19 protein-coding genes are annotated in these 20922 nt (G+C 35.5%); 5 read left to right on the top strand and 14 right to left on the bottom strand.

Annotation, left to right across the window (positions count from 1 at the left end; all coding sequences use genetic code 11):
• Positions 1–285: 285 nt before the first annotated feature.
• A complete protein-coding gene (locus SLH52_RS02150) occupies positions 286–747 on the bottom strand; it encodes a DUF441 domain-containing protein (RefSeq protein WP_320207666.1) in 462 nt (153 codons plus the stop codon).
• A gap of 160 nt (positions 748–907) precedes the next feature.
• Between SLH52_RS02150 and ytvI the strand changes: the two genes are divergently transcribed.
• Entirely contained in the window at positions 908–2026 is a 1119-nt protein-coding gene (ytvI, locus tag SLH52_RS02145; protein ID WP_320207665.1) for a sporulation integral membrane protein YtvI, read from the top strand.
• A 58-nt stretch (positions 2027–2084) separates the two neighbouring features.
• Here the strand turns inward: ytvI and SLH52_RS02140 are convergent, their stop codons facing one another.
• From SLH52_RS02140 to dnaE, 8 genes are all read right to left on the bottom strand, one after another.
• Positions 2085–2474, bottom strand: a complete 390-nt coding sequence (locus tag SLH52_RS02140; protein WP_320207664.1) for an FxsA family protein — start codon at positions 2472–2474, stop codon at positions 2085–2087.
• A 106-nt stretch (positions 2475–2580) separates the two neighbouring features.
• On the bottom strand, positions 2581–4341 hold the full coding sequence (gene pyk, locus SLH52_RS02135) for a pyruvate kinase (protein WP_320207663.1): 1761 nt from the start codon (positions 4339–4341) through the stop codon (positions 2581–2583).
• Between the two features lie 30 nt (positions 4342–4371).
• On the bottom strand, positions 4372–5331 hold the full coding sequence (gene pfkA / locus SLH52_RS02130) for a 6-phosphofructokinase (RefSeq protein ID WP_320207662.1): 960 nt from the start codon (positions 5329–5331) through the stop codon (positions 4372–4374).
• A 193-nt stretch (positions 5332–5524) separates the two neighbouring features.
• Positions 5525–6502: an acetyl-CoA carboxylase carboxyl transferase subunit alpha gene (gene accA / locus SLH52_RS02125; protein ID WP_320207661.1), complete on the bottom strand. Its 978-nt coding sequence runs from the start codon at positions 6500–6502 to the stop codon at positions 5525–5527.
• Positions 6496–7356 carry an acetyl-CoA carboxylase, carboxyltransferase subunit beta gene (gene accD, locus SLH52_RS02120; protein ID WP_320207660.1) on the bottom strand — a complete coding sequence of 287 codons (861 nt, stop codon included), beginning with the start codon at positions 7354–7356 and terminating at the stop codon, positions 6496–6498. Before accD ends, accA begins: the two co-directional genes overlap by 7 nt.
• 78 nt (positions 7357–7434) lie before the next feature.
• Positions 7435–8055, bottom strand: a complete 621-nt coding sequence (locus SLH52_RS02115; RefSeq protein ID WP_320207659.1) for a FadR/GntR family transcriptional regulator — start codon at positions 8053–8055, stop codon at positions 7435–7437.
• A 2-nt stretch (positions 8056–8057) separates the two neighbouring features.
• Positions 8058–9293 (bottom strand): NADP-dependent malic enzyme, encoded by a 1236-nt coding sequence (locus SLH52_RS02110; RefSeq protein WP_320207658.1) that lies wholly within the window; start codon positions 9291–9293, stop codon positions 8058–8060.
• Positions 9294–9501: 208 nt separating this feature from the next.
• The gene (dnaE, locus tag SLH52_RS02105; protein ID WP_320207657.1) at positions 9502–12864 is read right to left on the bottom strand and encodes a DNA polymerase III subunit alpha; all 3363 of its coding nucleotides are present in this window, start codon (positions 12862–12864) and stop codon (positions 9502–9504) included.
• Positions 12865–13159: 295 nt separating this feature from the next.
• On the opposite strand from dnaE, the gene SLH52_RS02100 reads away from it, so the two are divergent.
• Both SLH52_RS02100 and ytrI read left to right on the top strand, forming a co-directional pair.
• Positions 13160–13501, top strand: a complete 342-nt coding sequence (locus SLH52_RS02100; RefSeq protein WP_214481611.1) for a YtrH family sporulation protein — start codon at positions 13160–13162, stop codon at positions 13499–13501.
• Positions 13498–14001, top strand: a complete 504-nt coding sequence (gene ytrI / locus SLH52_RS02095) for a sporulation membrane protein YtrI (RefSeq protein WP_320207656.1) — start codon at positions 13498–13500, stop codon at positions 13999–14001. Before SLH52_RS02100 ends, ytrI begins: the two co-directional genes overlap by 4 nt.
• Before the next feature lie 38 nt (positions 14002–14039).
• On the opposite strand, the gene SLH52_RS02090 is transcribed toward ytrI, so the two are convergent.
• On the bottom strand, positions 14040–14975 hold the full coding sequence (locus tag SLH52_RS02090; RefSeq protein WP_320207655.1) for a bifunctional oligoribonuclease/PAP phosphatase NrnA: 936 nt from the start codon (positions 14973–14975) through the stop codon (positions 14040–14042).
• Between the two features lie 127 nt (positions 14976–15102).
• Here SLH52_RS02090 and SLH52_RS02085 point away from each other — a divergent pair, with 127 nt between their 5' ends.
• A complete protein-coding gene (locus SLH52_RS02085) occupies positions 15103–15402 on the top strand; it encodes a YtpI family protein (protein ID WP_320207654.1) in 300 nt (99 codons plus the stop codon).
• A 183-nt stretch (positions 15403–15585) separates the two neighbouring features.
• Here SLH52_RS02085 and SLH52_RS02080 read toward each other — a convergent pair whose 3' ends face one another.
• The 4 genes from SLH52_RS02080 to SLH52_RS02065 form a co-directional block, all read right to left on the bottom strand.
• Positions 15586–16905 carry a CBS domain-containing protein gene (locus SLH52_RS02080; RefSeq protein ID WP_320207653.1) on the bottom strand — a complete coding sequence of 440 codons (1320 nt, stop codon included), beginning with the start codon at positions 16903–16905 and terminating at the stop codon, positions 15586–15588.
• 578 nt (positions 16906–17483) lie between these two features.
• Complete coding sequence (locus SLH52_RS02075; RefSeq protein ID WP_320207652.1) at positions 17484–17675, bottom strand: hypothetical protein; 192 nt, start codon at positions 17673–17675, stop codon at positions 17484–17486.
• A 31-nt stretch (positions 17676–17706) separates the two neighbouring features.
• Positions 17707–18486, bottom strand: a complete 780-nt coding sequence (locus SLH52_RS02070) for an aminoglycoside phosphotransferase family protein (RefSeq protein ID WP_320207651.1) — start codon at positions 18484–18486, stop codon at positions 17707–17709.
• 371 nt (positions 18487–18857) lie between these two features.
• A complete protein-coding gene (locus SLH52_RS02065) occupies positions 18858–19538 on the bottom strand; it encodes a metal-dependent hydrolase (RefSeq protein ID WP_320207650.1) in 681 nt (226 codons plus the stop codon).
• Between the two features lie 175 nt (positions 19539–19713).
• Here SLH52_RS02065 and SLH52_RS02060 point away from each other — a divergent pair, with 175 nt between their 5' ends.
• Positions 19714–20808, top strand: a complete 1095-nt coding sequence (locus SLH52_RS02060) for a Xaa-Pro peptidase family protein (RefSeq protein WP_320207649.1) — start codon at positions 19714–19716, stop codon at positions 20806–20808.
• Positions 20809–20922 lie beyond the last annotated feature (114 nt).

Genomic DNA, 20922 nt, shown 5'->3' with positions numbered 1-20922 from the left:
GCATAGTCTATAGTCCCTCTCATTTATTTGAGAAAATTTGTTTTTTTACAAAGTGGGAAGTGCGAATGATCTTATCTCACAAAAAGAAAATGCTTACATTTTATGCTTTTGCAAAAGATTAACAATCCTGCTAAGACATGTAAAAATACCCCTCTACTATTTAATTGTGAGTAAGGGCATTAATATAAGAAAGATAACATATTAGTATTATTATAAACAATTATCAGACTCTTGTGAATGAAAAGAACCTTATTTATTTAAAAAAATATTATTACAAGAAAATAATCAACCAAAAATATTAAAAATTCTCATACATATATATGCAATCCCTGCCCCAATTAAAGGGCCAACTGCTACAGCTTTAAACAGTGCTACTGCTAAAATTGTGCCGAATACAAGCGCTGCTGTAATATGAGGATCATTCTCCAATAACGTTAAACCACTTTTTGCAATGATCGCAACAGCCATTCCAGACAGTAATGCAATCCAAGCATATGGAGATTTAAGAGCTTCAACTAGTTGTTTAAACCCAATTTCACCTGTCGCAATAGGAACTAATACAGCAATTGTAATAATCGTTACACCCCAATTAATCCCCTTACCTTGAATATAAGGATATAGCTTTGAATCAAACCCAAGCAATTTTATTAGCAGTAGGACAAAAATAGCAATGATTAGTGATTGATTTTTTGCGATGATTCCAATTGCTAGTAAGATTAATAAGAATGCTGTTGCTTGAGTGAACAATGTAATCAATCCTCCTTGCTGCGCTCTACCAGGTCAATCATAACAAACAATTGGTAAATGTGAAAGAAACGCCATATAATGTATAAAATTCACAAAACTATCCTTTCCATTCTTAACCATATTATTATAAAATATTTATATGGGATAGGGGGGCTGTTTATTGAATCTTGAATATGTTTACCGTGGGCTACGCCTACTATTTGTATTAGCAGTAATAACGATTGGAATCATAGGATTTTATTATGTATCAACTGTTACATATCCGTTCATTATTGCGCTAATAATCGCTTATTTAATAAACCCGATCGTAAACCTCTTGGAACGTAAAGCAAAAATACCACGATCACTATCAATCTTTATTACCTTAATTTTATTATTCGGAATCATAGCAGGCTTAATTACACTATTAGTTGTCGAAATCGTTTCAGGCACAGAATATTTAGCTAAAGTTGTACCTGAACACTTTAACACACTAATGCAATATATTGAAGTGTTTATTGCAAGTAAAATCATTCCGTTCTACAACCAGCTTGCAGTGTTCTTTAAAAATCTAGATGCTGGGCAACAAGATACAATTATGCAAAACATTTCATCAGTCGGTACGAATATTGCATCAAGTGTCGGAGATTTCATCCAACAAGTACTAGAAAACATTCCAAACTTATTAGCTTGGGTTCCTAACACTGGAACAGTTGTCGTTTTTTCACTACTAGCTACTTTTTTCATAAGTAAGGACTGGGATCGTCTGTCTGGATTAATGAGTAAACTGTTACCTAGAAAAGCAAGAACTAGCGGTAAAAAAGTCTTTTTTGACTTAAAAAAAGCTCTTTTCGGATTTTTAAAAGCTCAAGCAACTCTAATATCGATTACCGCAATTATCGTATTAATAGGGTTGCTCATTTTGAGAGTAAATTATGCAATAACAATCGCTTTAATAATAGGTTTTGTTGATCTACTTCCGTACTTAGGAACAGGACTTATTTTAGTGCCATGGATCGTTTATGCAGCTGTAAGTGGTGATATATCTCTAGCAATTGGGTTAGGGATACTATATATCATCATCCTTATTACAAGACAAATTATGGAACCTAAAGTATTATCATCTAGTATTGGTTTAGATCCTTTAGCAACGCTCGTATCATTATTCATTGGATTTAAACTGCTAGGGTTTTTGGGGCTAATCGCTGGACCTGTTATATTGGTAATTATTAAAACCCTGCATAGTGCAAATATATTTAATGAATTATATGCTTACATCATAGGTAAAAAAGAGTCCTAAATAAGGACTCTTTTTTTACTATGGATAAATTTTCTACTAATATGCCTATTCCCTTGTGTTATCGTATAATCGTTATACTTCCACGGTCAATCATCCTTTTGATGATTTTGAGTAGGAATGGCTTTAAAATATTTCTAGTCAACGGAATTAGTAGCATAAAACCTATTGCATCGGTAATAAAGCCAGGGGTTAATAATACTACACCACCAACTAGTATACAAAGTCCATCTATAATTGCATCTCCCGGAGGTCGTCCGTAGCTCACCTGTTGTTGAAAATTACGTAATGTTTCCATTCCTTGCTTTTTAGCTAGCCATGCTCCTAAAACACCAGTTAATATAATTAAAACGATCGTCGGAAATATACCTAAAGTATTACCTGACAATATTAATAAGCCAATTTCTAGTGCTGGAACTATAATGATCAGTGCAATCATCATTTGCAACATTATATTGAGGTCCTCCAATCACCATTGTACAATATTGATCTATTTGTCCTTATTATACCTTAAAATAAAAAAAAGAGAAGGTATAACACCTTCTCCAGTAATGAATTTATAATACACTAGTTCTTCCTTCATAAATAGTTCCTAAGCCGCCATCAACAGTTATTTCATTTCCATCTTTAATAATCTTAGTCGCATTTTCCACACCAACGATGACAGGTATACCTAAGCTCAGTCCAACTACTGCTGCATGACTTGTAAGGCCACCTTCTTCAGTAATAATAGCTGAAGCCATTTCTAAAGATGACATCATATCAGCATCTGTACATTGAGTAACTAATATAGCTCCCTCTGTCATTTTTTGTTTAGCATCTTTTTGACTAGATACGACAACCGCTTTTCCAAATGCTGATTTACGACCTACACCTTGTCCTTTAGCAATAACATTGCCTACCACATGGATTTTCATTAAGTTGGTAGCACCTTTTTCACCAGTTGGAACACCTGCTGTAATTACGACTAAATCACCGCATGAAATAAGTTTAGAGTCTAATGATGCCTGGACAGCTACTTCAAGCATTTCGTCTGTTGAGTTCGCTTGTTTAGCCGTTATTGGATAGACACCCCAAGTAAGAGCAAGCTTACGAGAAGTAGATTTATCTCCTGTTACTGCAATAATTGGTGCTTTTGGACGATATTTAGAAATCATTCTAGCAGTATAGCCACTCGCTGTTGGAGCAATAATCGCATTAACTCCCAAATTAAGTGCAGTATGAGCAACCGATTGGCTAAGAGCATCAGGGATCGTTGGATTTGTTTGTTTACTACGCTTCGCTAAAATTTGCGAGTATTCCAATGCCGTTTCTGCACGGGATGCAATGCTGTGCATTGTACCTACAGCTTCTACTGGATACGTTCCAGCTGCAGTTTCCCCAGATAACATGATTGCATCAGTACCATCAAAAATGGCATTTGCAACATCACTCGCCTCAGCACGCGTAGGTCTTGGATTTCGTTGCATAGAATCTAACATTTGAGTTGCTGTGATAACAGGCTTTCCAAGCTCATTACATTTTTTAATAAGTTCTTTTTGTACAAGAGGAACTTCTTCTGCTGGTATTTCAACCCCTAAATCTCCACGAGCTACCATTAATCCGTCTGAAACCTCAAGTATATCGTCGATATTATCTACGCCTTCTTGGTTTTCAATTTTTGGTATAATTTGTATATTTGGTGCATCATGTTTTTCTAATAACTCACGAATATCTAGAACATCACTAGCACGGCGAACAAAAGAAGCAGCAATAAAATCTACACCTTGTTCGATACCAAAAATGATATCGTTAGCATCTTTATCAGTAATTCCTGGTAATTTCACCTTAACCCCTGGAACATTTACCCCTTTTTTATTCTTTAATACACCTTTATTTAATACTTTTGTTGTTATTTCCCCAAGTTCTGCATTAATTGCAATTACTTCAAGGCCAATTAAACCATCATCTAGTAAAATTTTAGAACCAACTTCAACATCTTCAATTAAACCTGGATAAGTGATAGAAAACTTTTGAGGTGTACCAATAACCTCTTCCATTGAAATAATGACTTCAGAACCATCAATTAACTCAATTGCACCACTTTCCATCGTGTGTGTTCTAATTTCCGGACCCTTCGTATCGAGAAGAATAGCTATATTTTTTCCAGTCTTTTTGGCTGCTTCACGAATATTTTTTATACGTGCTCCATGCTCCTCAAAATCACCATGTGAAAAATTCAATCTAGTTACGTTCATCCCTGTTTCCATTAACTCAACTAACTTATCTATACTTTCACTAGCCGGACCAATCGTACATACAATCTTTGTTTTTCTCATCAATTTCTACCCCCAATAGTAATTTTCTTTCTATATTGATAATTCTTTTGATAATTTATACATATCTTCATCAATATGATGTTGCTGTGCCAACGCTTCGATAATATCATGATCGACGAGTTTATTATTTTGAATACCGACAGCACGGCCACCTTTACCAGCCAATAAAAGCTCTACAGATTTCGCACCTAGTCGGCTTGCTAATACCCTGTCAAATGCAGTAGGTGATCCACCACGTTGAATATGTCCTAATACAGACACACGTGTTTCAAAGTCAGTTTCCTCTTGAATCTTATTACCGATATCAACACCACTGCCTACACCCTCTGCAACGATAATGATACTATGCTTCTTACCTCGTTCATGTCCACTTCTTAATCTATCAGTAATCTCATTCATGTCATAGTTTGCTTCAGGTATTAGAATTGTTTCTGCTCCACCTGCTAAGCCAGCCCATAACGCTATATCACCTGCTAACCTTCCCATTACTTCGATTACATAGGTACGTTCATGAGAAGTAGCAGTATCACGAATCTTATCTATCGCATCTATTACAGTATTTAATGCAGTGTCAAACCCGATAGTAAAATCAGTTCCAGGAATATCATTATCAATCGTTCCAGGTACGCCTACACAAGGGTAACCATGCTCAGTTAGCGCTTTTGCTCCTCTATACGATCCATCTCCACCAACAACAACAAGCCCTTCAATCCCATGCTTATTTAACTGCTCAATACCTTGTTTCTGCCCTTCGGGTGTTTTGAACTCTTCACACCTTGCAGAATAGAGCATTGTTCCACCTCGATGAATGATATCTCCTACGGAACCAAGTTCTAACTTTTTAATATTACCACTCATTAAACCAGCATAGCCTTGGTACACTCCATATACTTCAACATTATGATAAATGGCTTTTCTAACAACTGCTCTAACTGCCGCATTCATTCCTGGGGAGTCTCCACCACTCGTTAACACACCAATTCTTTTCATTACGTCTCACCTCATTTATTTGTATGAACGGCCTTGAGAAGAGAAGGCGAGATTTACAAAAAAATACATCCGACCTCCATCATCAGAACCTAAGTATTCTTAAAATAACATTTCATTACGATGAAAACAATATCACAAATGTGAAAAAAAAAGGAAAACGTGCATCCAAAATTGATTTAGGATGCACGTTGCATTATTTTACCTCTACGTAACCGTTTTCATAAGAAATTTGTCCGATAGTTTTGTATTTTCTATACCTTTCCTGAACCAAGGCTGCGGGATCTAATTCCTTTAGTTCACTAATTGATTGCTTTAAAACTACATCAATTAGCTTAGCTTGCTCATCAACATCTCGGTGAGCTCCACCTTTAATTTCAGGAATAATTTCGTCAATAACACCTAACTCCTTTAAATCTGGTGCAGTAATCTTCATCGATTCAGCAGCTTTTTTGGCTAGCGCTGCATCCTTCCATAAAATAGATGCGGCACCTTCTGGAGTGATTACTGAATATGTTGAATTCTCTAACATATGAATATGGTTTCCCACTCCAATCCCTAATGCTCCTCCACTTCCACCTTCTCCAATGACAATACAAACAACCGGGACTGTTAATCCAGCCATTTCAAATAAGTTCTTTGCAATCGCTTCACTCTGTCCTCTTTCTTCAGCAGCTTTCCCTGGGTAAGCACCTTTAGTATCAATAAAACAAACGATCGTGCGCTGAAATTTTTCTGCCTGTTTCATTAAACGTAATGCTTTACGGTATCCCTCTGGATGAGGCATTCCAAAATTTCTACGAATATTTTCTTTCGTATCTTTACCCCGTTGATGCCCTATAACAGTTACAGGAAGCCCATAATATTTTGCTATTCCTCCGACGATTGCACCATCATCTCCAAAATATCGGTCTCCATGACACTCCATAAAATTAGTAAATAAACGTTCAATATAATCTAACGTTGTTGGGCGATTTGGGTGACGAGCTATTTGAACCCGATCCCACGTTTTCATATTTCCATATATTTCACTTTCTAATTTCTTTAACCGCTGCTCAAGTTTTTCAATTTCAGCAGATAAATCTACATCAGAGTTTTGTGTAAATTCCTTCAGTTCAGCAATTTTTTTAGTTAGTTCAATTACAGGGCGTTCAAATTCTAACTCAGCTACCATTCCAAATCACCTCCCATATGTATGGATAGTACATTCTCTAAAGTTTCTTTCATATTTTGCCGATGTACTACAGCATCAAGCTGCCCTTTTTCCAATAAAAATTCAGCAGTTTGAAAATCCTCCGGAAGCTCTTCTCGTATTGTTTGCTCTATAATACGTCTACCAGCAAATCCTATTAAAGCACCTGGTTCAGCAAAATTATAATCTCCTAAAGATGCAAAACTCGCTGAAACCCCGCCGGTTGTAGGATCTGTCATTACAGATATAATGAGTCCTCCTTGATCACTAAAAAGTTTAAGGGCTGCACTTGTTTTAGCCATTTGCATTAAACTTAATACACCCTCCTGCATTCTCGCACCACCTGAAGTAGTAAATATAATAAAAGGTACATTCAGCTCCATGGCCTTTTCAATAGCAAGAGTAATTTTTTCTCCAATTACAGACCCCATACTACCCATTCGAAAGTGTGAATCCATAACAGCTATAACTGTTTTAAAGCCACTAATTTCTCCCTCACCAGTAACTATACCTTCGTTAAGACCTGTTTTGATACGATCTTTTTCTATCTTTTCTTCATATCCAGGAAAGTTTAGTGGATTATCTGAGATCAAGCCTTGATCATACTCACGAAAAGTCCCTTCATCTATCAAACTGCCAATTCTTTCGAAAGCTGTCATTCTATGATGGTGATCACAATTTAAGCATACACGTAAATTTTTGTTTAATTCTTTTGTATACATAATTTTTTTACAGCTTGGACATTTTGTCATGATACCTTCGGGCACATCTTGTTTTGCTTGCTCTGAGGGAATGGATGCATACTTTTTCTTTTTTACAAAAAAATCCTTAAGCATTGTGTAAATCCCCTTTACCAAATTCTATATACTACCTCTACTTTAACTAAATGTGATAAATAATTTTGTCAAAGTTTGTCATGCATCTATCGACAATTGTTTTACAGCTATGCTTTCATAAATGCTAAGTGCTAAGTCTACTTTTTCTTCCTCAAGTGCATTTATGAGTTCTGTATAATAGTCTAACGGAAGGTTATAAGAATGATATTCCAACTTATAATAATCAAATAACACTAGCCAAATTCTTAGCAGCAGCCTATTATTAGTCGCTTCTACAACCGTTTTCATAAATTGATCATGATCAAAGTTATTACCAGAAGTTAACGACTTCAAACATTGTAAATAGCTTTTATTACTTACTTTGCAACATAAAAAAATAGAATTGCGCTCAAGTAAATATTTTGTTTCTAGTATATCTTCTTTAGCCTTATCATCCTGTAAAATAAAGCTTCCAATTAACTCAATAAGGCTATGGTCACCAAATTCTTTGATGAACGTTCCTTCACCCTGTCGTGTTTCAATAATACCTAATAATTCTAACGCTCTCAGTGCCTCACGTACAGAAGAACGGCCTGCCTTTAATCTAACAGCAAGCTCACGTTCTGATGGGATTTTATCACCAGCTGTCAATCTATCTTCTGTAATTATGCATTGTAATTGATGAACAATTTCTATATAAACTTTTGACCTTGATGACATTATTATTCATTACCAATAATTGAAAGTTTGCGGGTTTTTTCTGCAATACTCTCTGGATCTAATTTGATACGTGCTACACCTGTTTCCATTGCAGCTTTTGCAACAGCTGCAGCAACCATTGGAGCTACTCTAGGATCAAATGGGGCTGGAATGACATAGTCTGCATGTAGATCTTCGTCTGAAACAAGTCTTGCAATCGCTTTAACAGCAGCGATCTTCATTTGCTCATTTATGTGTGTAGCACGAATATCTAGCGCACCTCGAAAAATTCCAGGAAAGGCTAAGACGTTATTTACTTGATTTGGAAAATCAGATCGACCTGTTCCAACAACCTTTGCTCCAGCTTCCTTCGCCTGATCAGGCATTATTTCAGGATTAGGATTTGCCATTGCAAATATAATTGGATCATCATCCATATTTTGAATCATTTCCTTAGTTAGTGCACCTTCAACAGAAACACCTATAAAAACATCAGCACCTTTGATTACATCGGCTAATGTTCCCTCCATTTTTTCCCGATTAGTGTACTTCGCTACTTCATTTTTTACATTGTTCATCCCGTACGATCTACCTTCAAATATAGCACCTTTAGAATCGCACATCACTATATCTCTTACACCAAAGTTATATAATAATTTGATAATTGCTATTCCAGCTGCACCTGCTCCATTAGCTACTACTTTAATCTCAGACATCTTTTTCCCAACTAATTTAAGTGCATTCACCAAACCGGCTACTGTAACAATAGCTGTTCCGTGCTGGTCATCATGGAAAATAGGGATATTCGTTTCTTTCTTTAAGCGTTCTTCAATGATGAAACAATTTGGAGCTGCGATATCTTCAAGGTTAACCCCACCGAATGTCGGTTCTAATAATTTCACTGTTTCAACAATTTTATCAACATCTGTTGTGTTCAAACAAATTGGAAAGGCGTCAACTCCAGCAAAGCTTTTGAAAAGTACGGCTTTCCCTTCCATGACAGGCATAGCTGCTTCTGGTCCAATGTTACCAAGCCCCAATACAGCTGTACCGTCAGAGACTACAGCAACCATATTTCCCTTCATCGTATATTCATAGACTTTTTGTACATCATCATAAATATCCTTACAAGGTTCTGCTACACCAGGTGAATAGGCTAAGCTTAAATCCTTTGCATTTCGAACAGGAACTTTAGATTTGGACTCTAACTTTCCTCTATGAATACTATGCATATGTAATGCTTCTTCTCTTAATGACATGTCATTTCACTCCTTAATGTACTACAAAGTTAGCGAAATATATAGCAAAAAACTACCTCTCTTACTGCCACGCAATGTACCTATTGTTTTATTAGCTACCGCTTCTTTCAATATGCTAATAGAACTCATCTCACAAACGACAGTAGATTGGTCTGACCAATGATACCTATACAATATAACATAATAGTGATAGAAGTAAAGAAGTATATCATTTTAAAACAACGTTTCTTTCACCCAATACCTTGGTCATCTGCTCTATACATTCTTCTGAAGGGTCTACCAAAAATTCTTCAGGTAGGCGAATTGTTCTTTGTTCCCTTTCATAATATATAAGTACCGCAGTTTCTCCAGGGAATGTTGATAATATATTTTTTATTTCTTGAACTTTCCCTTCAGCCATTTGTGTGTCTTCAAATCTCAAATAAAGAGACTTATTAGAAGATGACTTTATCATTTCATCCATTGTATAAACGGTTTTAATAATAATTTGTAGCTTTTCTAACCTTCTTTCACATTTCCCTTCTACGACCACGATACTGCCCTTGTGTAGAATATTACTATATTGTTTATAAACAGCCGGAAACGCAACCGCATCAACATCTCCTGAATCATCACTAAATGTATAAAATGACATTACTTCCCCTTTTTTTGTACGTATCACTCGATCATTTGTAATATATACACCTAATTTCACTAATTCATTTGATTTATTATCTGCAAGCTGATGAATTTTTTTCGTACGTATGGAGAAGAATAAATCTTCATACATAGTTGTTGGATATCTTGAGAGATAGAATCCAACAGCTTCTTTCTCCAGCTTTAACATTTGATCTTCGGATAATTCTGCAACTTGAGCATATTTTGGCTTGAGCATAAACTCCTCATGAAATAACTCAATTTGATCTTTGCTATCTGGTCTAACTAGTTCAGCATGCTCTAATGCAATATCTATACTAGCTAATATAGTAGCTCTGTTTTCTCCAAACTCATCAAAGCAACCTGCCATTACTAATGACTCTATCGTTTGTCTATTAATTTGCTTCGCGGAAGTTCGTATGCAAAAATCGAATAGATCACTAAACTTTTTTTGTTTTCGGCTACGAAAGATTTCTTTTAAAGCAGCTCCTCCAACATGGTGAATAGCAGCTAGTCCAAACCTAAGTCCATGTTTTTCAACTGAAAAACCAAAGAAGCTGTGATTTATGGATGGTGGTAATATTTTTATGCCTTGCTGCTTTGCTTCTCTAATATAGGAAGCGAGCTTATCATCCTTACTTATGACGCTTGTTAAGATTGATGCATAAAAATAGATTGGATAATTTGCTTTTAGATAAGCTAAATGATACGCAATCATGCTATATGCAACTGAGTGACTTCTATTAAATCCATAATTAGCAAAGCGAACTATTAAATCATAAATAGAATTTGCAACCGACACAGAGTATCCTTTGCTAACGCTGCCATTGACAAAGTGTTCCCTTTCTTCGTCTAATACATCCTTTTTCTTCTTTGATACTGCCCTTCTTAATAGATCCGCTTCACCTAACGAAAATCCTGCCATTACCGCAGCAATTTGCATAATTTGTTCTTGATACACAATCACACCGTACGTCTTAGCTAATATAGACTCTAAATCAGGATGCGGATATGAAATTGGAGACTTATTATGCTTCCTGTCAATATAAATCGGTATGTTATCCATTGGTCCAGGTCTATATAGTGCATTTACAGCAACAATATCCTCAAAGCTACTCGGCTTCAATCTTTTGAGCACCTGCCTCATGCCTTCGGATTCAAGCTGAAAAACACCTGTCGTTTGCCCTTGACTAAGGAGAGAGTATGTGACCTTATCATCCATTGGAGTTTGATCTAGGTTAATGTTATTCCCAGTCTTTCTTTCAACCATAGTTATAATATTTTCTATCAATGTAAGGTTACGTAAGCCTAAAAAATCCATCTTTAGTAGACCAATATCCTCTAAAATATCCATTGGATACTGTGTTAAATATACATCTGCATGACCTTCTTGAATGGGAATGATATTCGTTAATTGTCGATCACTTATAATTACACCCGCAGCATGAGTAGATGTATGTCGTGGTAAGCCTTCTATTGTTAACGCTATTTCATATATTCTTTTCGCCACATCGGTTTGTTGTATACGCTCCCTAAACTCAGAAGATTGACGATACGCCTCCTCAAGTGTGATTCCTTGCTTCATCGGTATTTTTTTAGCTAAAAAGTCCACTTCTTTTGGTGATGCCCCCACTACTCTTCCGACATCACGTAATGCTGCTCTTGCACCAAGCGTACCAAATGTAATGATTTGAGCGACATGTAATTGCCCGTACTTATTCTTTACATAATGGATCATCTCGTCACGACGGGTATCTGGAAAGTCAATATCTATATCAGGCATCGTAACCCTTTGTGGATTTAAAAACCTCTCAAACAACAACTGATGCTTTATTGGATCTATATTAGTTATGTATAAGACATATGCAACTAGCGAACCAGCGGCAGACCCTCTCCCTGGACCTGTTAGGATACCGTTATGTTGCGCATACTTCATAAAGTCCCAAACGATTAAAAAATAATCGCTAAATTTCATTCTATTTATAATTTCTAATTCATACATTAGGCGGTCATAATGTTCGTCTGACGGCTCTAAATAACGCTCCTTTAACCCTTTCAAACATAAAGAAGCTAAGTAATCATTCGACTGCTTGCCATCTGGAACAGGAAACCTTGGCAATTGCGTTGTACCAAGTGCTATCTCAACATTACATCTATTAGCTATTTCAACAGAATTTGCTACTGCGCTTGGGTAGCTATTAAAAAGTTCAAGCATCTCTTCTGGACTCTTTAAATAATACTCATTTGAAGGTAGTTTTGATAAATGATCGTCTGATAATTTTACCCCTTGTTTAATAGCTGTTAAGCAATCATAAGCAATAGCATCTTTCTTTTCTGTATAATGTACATCATTTGTTGCAACAACACTGAGATCAACATCTTTACTTAACGTTACTAGCTTTTCAGTTAATTCCCGATCATGTTGTCTATGTTGTTGAATTGAAAAGAAAAAGCAATTATTAGCAAAAAAACCTTTGTAGAAATTAGCACGTTCTCTTGCTTTTTCAACCTCATTATTAAGTAACAATTGTTCTATTTCACCATGACGACCAGGTGTAATTGCAATAAGATCTTGTCTATAATGGTGCAGCCATTTTAATGGAATACCGTCCTTCGCCTTTGTTAATACTGTACTACTAATTTTCATTAAGTTTTGATAGCCACTGTTATTTTTTGCGAGCAATACTAAGGGATAAGTACTAGGCTCATCTGAACTTTCATTTACAAGTACAGATACCGTAAGACCAATGATAGGTTTTATTGAGTGCTTTAAACATGTTTTATAAAAGGAAACAGCTCCGTACATGACATTTTCATCTGTTAATGCCAAAGCACTAAAGCCGTGACGTTTTGCTTTTATAACTAAACTTTCAATTGATGCTGCACTATTTAATAAGCTGTACGCACTTTTTATTTGAAGGTGAACAAAAGACATAGAAACCCCCACCTTATCATCATTACTTTTAGAGTTCATTTATAAATAACCCGAATTAAATGCACTTGTAGACTCAGGTTCATTTAAATACGTAGCTAACTTAGTCATCGAATGACAGAAGCTGTTGTTTCTTTTTTTGTTAACAGAATATAGAACTTCCATACAAGTACAGTTTTGTTCCTTGCTTCATTAAAATCCCTCTATTAATAATTATATTTGTTGTAACCAAGCTATACAAATCAAAAACATATTTCCTAATGTTTGTCCATATACATGTATCGAAAGGATGATGAGTATGGAATTAAAGGAAGCATTTATCCCAATGTTTATAAAAAGCTATTTTATAGCCTTCGGTGTTCTACTCGGCGGGGCTTTAATTGGTGGTTTAGGAGCATTTATATCTGGGCAACCACCCTTAACTGAAATGTTTCGTCTGTCAAACAGATTAAAGATATGGGCATTAGTTGCGGCAATTGGTGGAACATTTGATGCGATTTATAGCTTTGAGCGCGGCATATTTTCTGGAGAAACTCGTGATGTATTTAAACAAATTCTACTTATTGTTTCAGCTATGGGGGGCGCACAAACCGGGACGGAAATCATTCATTGGTTTACACAGGAACATATATCACGATGAGGATCCCGCCACATTTTCAATTGCCGAATTGGCAGCGTTTTTTTGCTGGGGTAGCTATTGGAGCCATTATTAGCTGGCTAGTTTTTTTATATATGTTTGGCGTTTTACAGGAAAAACAAGTTAGTATGATTGATCGTCAGCAAAAAGAAATTATCAAACTTAATAATGACATAAAAATTTGGCAGGATGATTATCGGGAGTTAAATGAAAAGAATAAAAAACAACTCACTTTACAAGAAATAATAATAGACATCACCGCACATGAAAAATTTAACTTAGATCAAAATAGCATCATTTTTATTCAGGAAGAGATAAGAAAAGAGCTAAGTTCTTTGCTTGCGAAAGATATTGAAACAGTTTATAAAAATAGTACTTTGTTAGAGAAATCAATTGAAAACAAACCATTTACAATTAATGAAAAATCATACCGAGTAAGAATAAAAAAGATTGGATATTTCACAACATTATATATTCATGGAACGATTGAAATCGTTAAATAAGCAAATAACAGGAATGAGTGAGATTCATTCCCGTTATTTTATTCAGCACAAACCTTTTCTAAATCTGCCAACACATCATTAATAGTATCCCAAGAATAAATTGATGCCCCTGCAGCGAGTGGGTGCCCCCCACCATTGTATTTCTTCGCTATCCCATTTATCACAGGCGTTTTCGAGCGTAGACGTACCCTAATTACATCTTCCTCTTCAACAAAAAACACCCAAGCTTTTATCCCTTTAATATGTCCGATTGTACTTACCAATTGAGAAGCTTCCATGGGAGTAACCTCAAATTCATCTAGCATTTCTTTCGTTATAATAACAGAAGCAGCACCATTTTCTGACACAGTAAGGTTTTGAAACACATAACCATTTAACTTTGCAACATTTAGTTTCGTTTCGTATAGCTTATTATAAAGATTATTAAGTGAAAAACCATATTCAATTAGTTCACTTGCATACTTAAAAGTTATTGGGTTCGTATTAGGAAACATAAACCTCCCAGTATCTCCTACAATACCAGCATATATTAACTCTGCTGCCTGTTTATTTAATACTAATCCTTCGTTTTTACCATATTTATAAAACTCATAAATCATTTCACTCGTTGAACTTGCACTTGTATCTACCCAAATAATATCACCATAAGGTGTTTCATTAGGGTGATGATCTATTTTAATTAGCTTCTTTCCTAAAGAATACCTCGTATCATCAATTCTTTCTTCATTTGCAGTATCACATACTATGACGAGAGCATCATTATATGTCTTATCCGTGATGTCATCTAATCTACTTAAAAAGTTCAAAGACTTTTCCTCATTACCTACTGAATATACTTTTTTTTCTGGAAAAGACGCTCTAATGATTTCTGACAACCCACATTGGGAACCGTATGCATCAGGATCAGGGCGAACATGCCTATGAACTATAATTATGTCGAACTGTTTTATTGCTTGCAGTATTTTATCTTTCATTAGTATCTCCTAACATTCAATGGTTTTCTTTATCATAACATGAAAGGGCTTAGCATAGTTAGTTGTAGCTTTTTAGGCTATTAATCGCTAAAATAATAATGGACAAACATGATGGAGGTTTAACTGCATGCCTGTATTCGTTATATTTATCGTTTTATCTATTTCATTTTATTTATTTTATAAAATAAAATACTTCAGAACAAAAAGGCCGATTGAACGTCAGTGGATATCTGCAAAATCCAGTATTGCACTTGGTACCTTCGTTTTATTATTTGCAATTAACCAACTAATATTATTCCCAACAACGATTACATTCATTGTTGGTACGATATTGATATTGTTTGGTGGAGGTAGTATATGGGCAGGGTATCGAGCGTATAAATATTTTTTACCACTAGCGATTAAAGAAGCTGAAGAACTTAAATAAAGGATGAAAGCGGAGATAGCATATCTCCGCTTTCGTTTAATACTTGGGCATTACTATATAACCTTTCAAATTTAATGTAAGGTGTTTATATTTAGTAGAATTCGGTCGTCATAAATATTCTTTCAAACTTCTAACCTCTTCTGCCTTATTACTTCAACAATAAGGTAAAGCACTTATACTTATTTATGACCGGTCAATAAGTTGACACATCATTAAAGCTTTTCCAACAACTACCCCTTCGTTGTATACTTCTACATCTACTTTCCCGAATTTACGACCAACTTCTAAAACCTTTGGACGTATTTCAATCATACTCTCTATTTGTACAGGTTTGATGAAATAGATTGTAATGTTTTCTACAACTATATCTCCTTTTTTAAAAGAACGAAGAACTCTATTAGCAGCTTCCGTTACGATTGTCGTAAATACACCGTAAGAGATTGTTCCAAGATGGTTTGTCATTTGCGGTGTCACTTCACACCGATACAGTTCACTTTCTTTTGAACTAGTAGATATGTTTACAAAATGACTCGTCACTAAATCATCAATCGTCTCCCCGATCTGAGGTTGTCGTTGAATCATTTGTAATGCTTTTAACACATCTTGCCGACTAATTATACCTTGAAGCTTATTTGATTGATTCACAACAGGGAGCATTTCAATCCCTTCCCAAACCATCATATGAGAACATGATGCTACTGACGTTTTTCCACTTACGTTCAATGGATTTTTCGTCATTATTTTCTCGATCACCGTGTCATTGTTACTTCCCATAATGTCTTTGGCGGTAACCATGCCTTGAATTTTCAATTGTTCATCAACTACTGGGTATCGACTATGTTTCGTCTCAGTATTATATTCATACCATTTTGAAACCGGATCATCCACCTTTAAATAAATGGTATTTTCGATAGGAGTCAATATATCTTCAACTAACACAATTTCTTTTTTAATTAATTGATCATATATGGCTCGATTGATCATTGTTGCAACAGTAAACGTATCGTAACTACTAGAAATGATCGGCAATTGTAGTTCATCTGCTAGCTTTTTCACATAATCATCAGTATCGAAGCCACCTGTAATTAATACAGCTGCTCCCGCCTCTAATGCAAGTTCATGCGCTTTCGTCCGGTTTCCAACTATTAATAGATTTCCTGCCCCAGTATATCGCATCATGGCTTCTAGCTTCATTGCTCCGATGACCATTTTGTTCAATGTTTTATGTAAGCCTTCTCTTCCACCTAAAACTTGCCCATCTACAATATTTACAACTTCAGCATATGTAAGCTTTTCAAAATTTTCTTTTTTCTTACGTTCAATTCTAATTGTTCCGACACGTTCAATCGTACTCACATAGCCTTTATTTTCTGCATCCTTTATTGCACGGTACGCTGTTCCCTCACTTACACTCATATCTTTTGCAATTTGGCGAACTGAAATTTTTTCCCCTACCGGTAAGCTATCAATGTATTGTAAAATTTGTTCATGTTTTGTAGCCAATTTATTCACCCTTTTTCTCGGTTTCATTGATGGTAGCAGCTAGAAGCTTGTAACAATCCCACTTTAACACCACCAAATATGAACACCCCTTGGATTATCAAACCCTATTTTTCTTTATTATAAAGGTGTGAGCAAATTGATTCAATGAAGCTATTGGTACTGTTTTACTTTTTTTACTTGATTTTTAGATAATCTAGTCTTTTGGGTGGGTTTGTTCTTTGGCAAATACAACAATGCCACTAAATTCCCACCTATAACAATGATCCCAAAGCTAATCCAAACGAGCGAATAAACACCATGCAAGGTATCTGTTGTAAAAGACAAAGAAGGTACTGCAATATATATGATCGCACTACTAATAAGAAGGCAAAGGAGCAATCTATTTTTCATTTGTTTCAATCCTTTCAAATAGAGTTTGTACTAATTAATATGCACCTTATGCCCTAAAAAGAAGTAGCAGTGATCGAGTGGATACATAAAATAGATAAATTCCTCTCATTTACAAAAGGAAAAGGCTCTTTCATATCTACTATTTTCACATGGGGAACAAGTTACCAACGTAAAACATCTATGGGTTGTTAGTTTATTAAATCGTCTATTGCTTCAACATATTGTTGTGCCCAGTTAGAAAATGATAGATCATGCTTCCATGTAACCATTCCCATAGCTTTAGCACATCCCCAATCTAGTACGTTTTGTTGGAGCATGTGAACTTTTATTCGTTGTTGATAAGATTCTTTTTCCTCTTCATTATGTAGGTATACAGACAATAAATGTCGTGCAATTTCCTGTTCGCCATTATCAATATACCGTATGAGCATCTTTATTAAGTCTGATTGGGTCTCCAAAATAGGAGTTCGTGAAATCAAATAAACCACTAATACTCCACCCTCTATCATTTGTTTGTAACAAAAAGTTTTCTGGTTTAAAGTCACCCATAACGACTGCGGGTGAAGTGATCCTATCAAAGTATTCTTTTGCACTCTTTAAAAATTCATCTACCCACGATATGTCTTCAGTAGTTATAGTTGAGCACTTTTTTGCATCATTCAACCAGTAAATAATTCTGTCATATAGCCATATTCTGTATGTACCCTCAAAAGCGCGTAAGCTGAAATCTTTCGTATATAACTCACCAAAGGCATTCACTTTCCAACTATGTAGTGCAGTAAGCGTTTCGGCTATCACTTCAGCAATTTTAAATTTATCCTCAAAAAACAGCTTACTACTAACTTCCCCTAAATGTTTACCTGGAAGTAATGGCATGATCGCATACTTCCAACCAAATATATCTTCATTATCATCAACAAGATATGGTGTAGGAACAGCTATGCCTGTTCGATCACGTATATTTTCTACAAAAAACTTCTCTTCAGTAAACTGCCCTGAAAAAAGCGGATTTCCCTTGATGACAAACCTTCCTTCAGTAGACGTAACAAGTAAGGTTTGTCCCATAACACCATTTGCTGTTTTTTCTGAAGAGACAAATTTTCCTAAGTCAAATCTATAAAGCATAGACTGTAACTGTGTATCAGTAATATGCCCCAATTTTTTCGAAGCAAAAATAATTTCAGTAGTCAATCTTATCCCCCTAAATACTACTTTTTTTGCGTTTCAATGACTGTTTTCGCATTAATTGTTGCTTTTCGTTCTAGGATATAAGGGCTTCTTTTCTTTTTTAAAACCTCAATTTTTATGAACTAAACAACAAGTTTTCGAAAAAGAGTCTTTGGTTGTTATTAGATGAAACTAGCCTTATTTTTGCTATTCGCAACATGATTTACGAAAAAGATTTTTCCCTGATATATAATATTCTTTATGATTTAGACATTTCCTTTGCAAATAAAAAAAGCTTGTTTTGATCGCTTTCAAAACAAACTCTTTATAAATATTCAATGTATAAACCATTATTCAAATGGTTAATTTATTTTGTTCATTAACAGTTATTTAATCTAGACGTGAATGCCTTCGCCTACCTGTAATACTTTTCCATTACCTTTTAATTGGCTAACAAATTGTTCGGCATTTTGTTCAATCACTGGGAATGTATTGAAATGAATTGGCACAACGAGCTTTGCCTGCAACCATTCCGCAGCAACAAGTGCATCAGTAGGACCCATCGTGAAATTATCTCCAATCGGAATAAATGCAACATCTATATTGTTCAACTCACCAATCATTTTCATGTCAGAAAAAAGCGCGGTATCTCCTGCATGGTAAATGGTTTTACCCTCTGAGCTAAAGAGTATACCACTAGGCATACCAGTATAAATAATTTCTTTCTTCTCTTCATCTATGTAGCTAGAGCCGTGAAATGCTTGTGTTAGCTTGACAGTACCAAAATCAAAGTCAAAAGACCCACCAATATGCATACCGTGAACCTTTGCACCTTGCCAGCTTAGGAAAGTAGCTAATTCGTATGGAGCAATAACAAGTGCATCATTTTTTTTAGCTAATTGAACAGTATCACCAACATGATCCTTATGTCCATGTGTTATTAAAATCACATCTACTTGTAAATCTGACACTTGTAAATCTGTTAAATTGTTTCCATTAATAAATGGATCGATGATCAATTTTTTACCTTTCGTTTCTATCACAACAACTGAATGGCCATGATACGATACTTGCACAAAAATCCCTCCTTTTTTTATATGTATGGAAATCTCCTTACACTCATGAGTATAATCCTATGGGCGTTATTTTCAAACTATTTTTCGTTGATAATCATAATTAACTGTTTACATTCTCACCTTTCCCTGCTAGGCTCAAGATTAATAAGATATTCAAAAGGGATGGTGTTGTAAAATGAATCAACGTCTTAAACTACTCTCAGAGTGGCTAACGGAGCAAGATATCTCTATGTGCTTTGTTACTAACCCGTCAAATGTCTTCTATTATAGCGGTTTCTTGAGTGACCCTCATGAAAGATTATTAGCGTTACTTGTATTTCAGCAAGAAGAACCTATTCTAGTGTGTCCACAAATGGAAACACAGCAAGTAAAAGACGCAGGTTGGACATATGAAATTATAGGATATAACGATACCGACAATCCGTGGGAATTTATAGCTACTGCCATAGCCAAAAGAAAAATAAACATCCATTCACTTGCAGTAGAAAAAGACCACCTGAATGTTAGCCGTCTAGAATTACTTCAGAGGTTATACCCAAATGCTTCGTTTATTCGTGCAGAAGAAAAATTAAATACGCTTAGAATGTTAAAGGATAGCAAAGAGATTGACATTTTGCGACAGGCTGCAGAACTAGCTGATTACGGCATTGAAGTTGGAGTTTCCGAGATTAAAGAGGGTAAAACAGAGATGGAGATTCTGGCTACTATTGAATATGAACTCAAGAAAAAAGGGATTCAACAAATGTCTTTCCAAACAATGGTATTAACAGGAAAGAAAACAGCTTCTCCTCATGGAAACCCAAGTACCGAAAAAATCCAGCAAGGAGATTTTATTTTGTTTGACTTAGGTGTTGTTGTTGATGGCTATTGCTCAGATATAACAAGAACAGTAGCATTAGGTAACATAAGTGACCAGCAACAGCAGATTTATGAAACAGTTTTAAAAGCAGAATTAGCTGCACTTGAGGCTAGCAAACCTGGGGTTGAAGTTGGAAAAGTAGACAAGACTGCCCGTGATATTATTACTAGTGCGGGATATGGTAAATACTTTACTCATAGAATTGGACACGGACTCGGAATTGAGGTACATGAGTATCCTTCAATGAGTGCAACAAACAACATGCTATTACAACCGGGGATGGTATATACTATTGAACCTGGAATTTACATACCTGAAATAGGTGGGGTTAGAATTGAAGACGATGTCGTGATTACTGAAAACGGCATAGAAACCCTAACAAAATTTCCTAAAGAATTAACAATTATATAGAAAAGCGGAAGGCGCCTGGTTATCGGCGACAAGCATAAGACAAGACGGCTAAAGGTTGCTTTTTAACCTTCTTGACGGATTGACTTATGACCTCGAGCCGATGGCGCCTGAAGC

The sequence above is a fragment of the Cytobacillus sp. IB215665 genome (genome assembly GCF_033963835.1).
Lineage (GTDB): Bacteria > Bacillota > Bacilli > Bacillales > SM2101 > Nanhaiella.
Note: the sequence above shows the minus strand (reverse complement) of the source record. Positions and strands in the feature narration are given on the sequence as shown.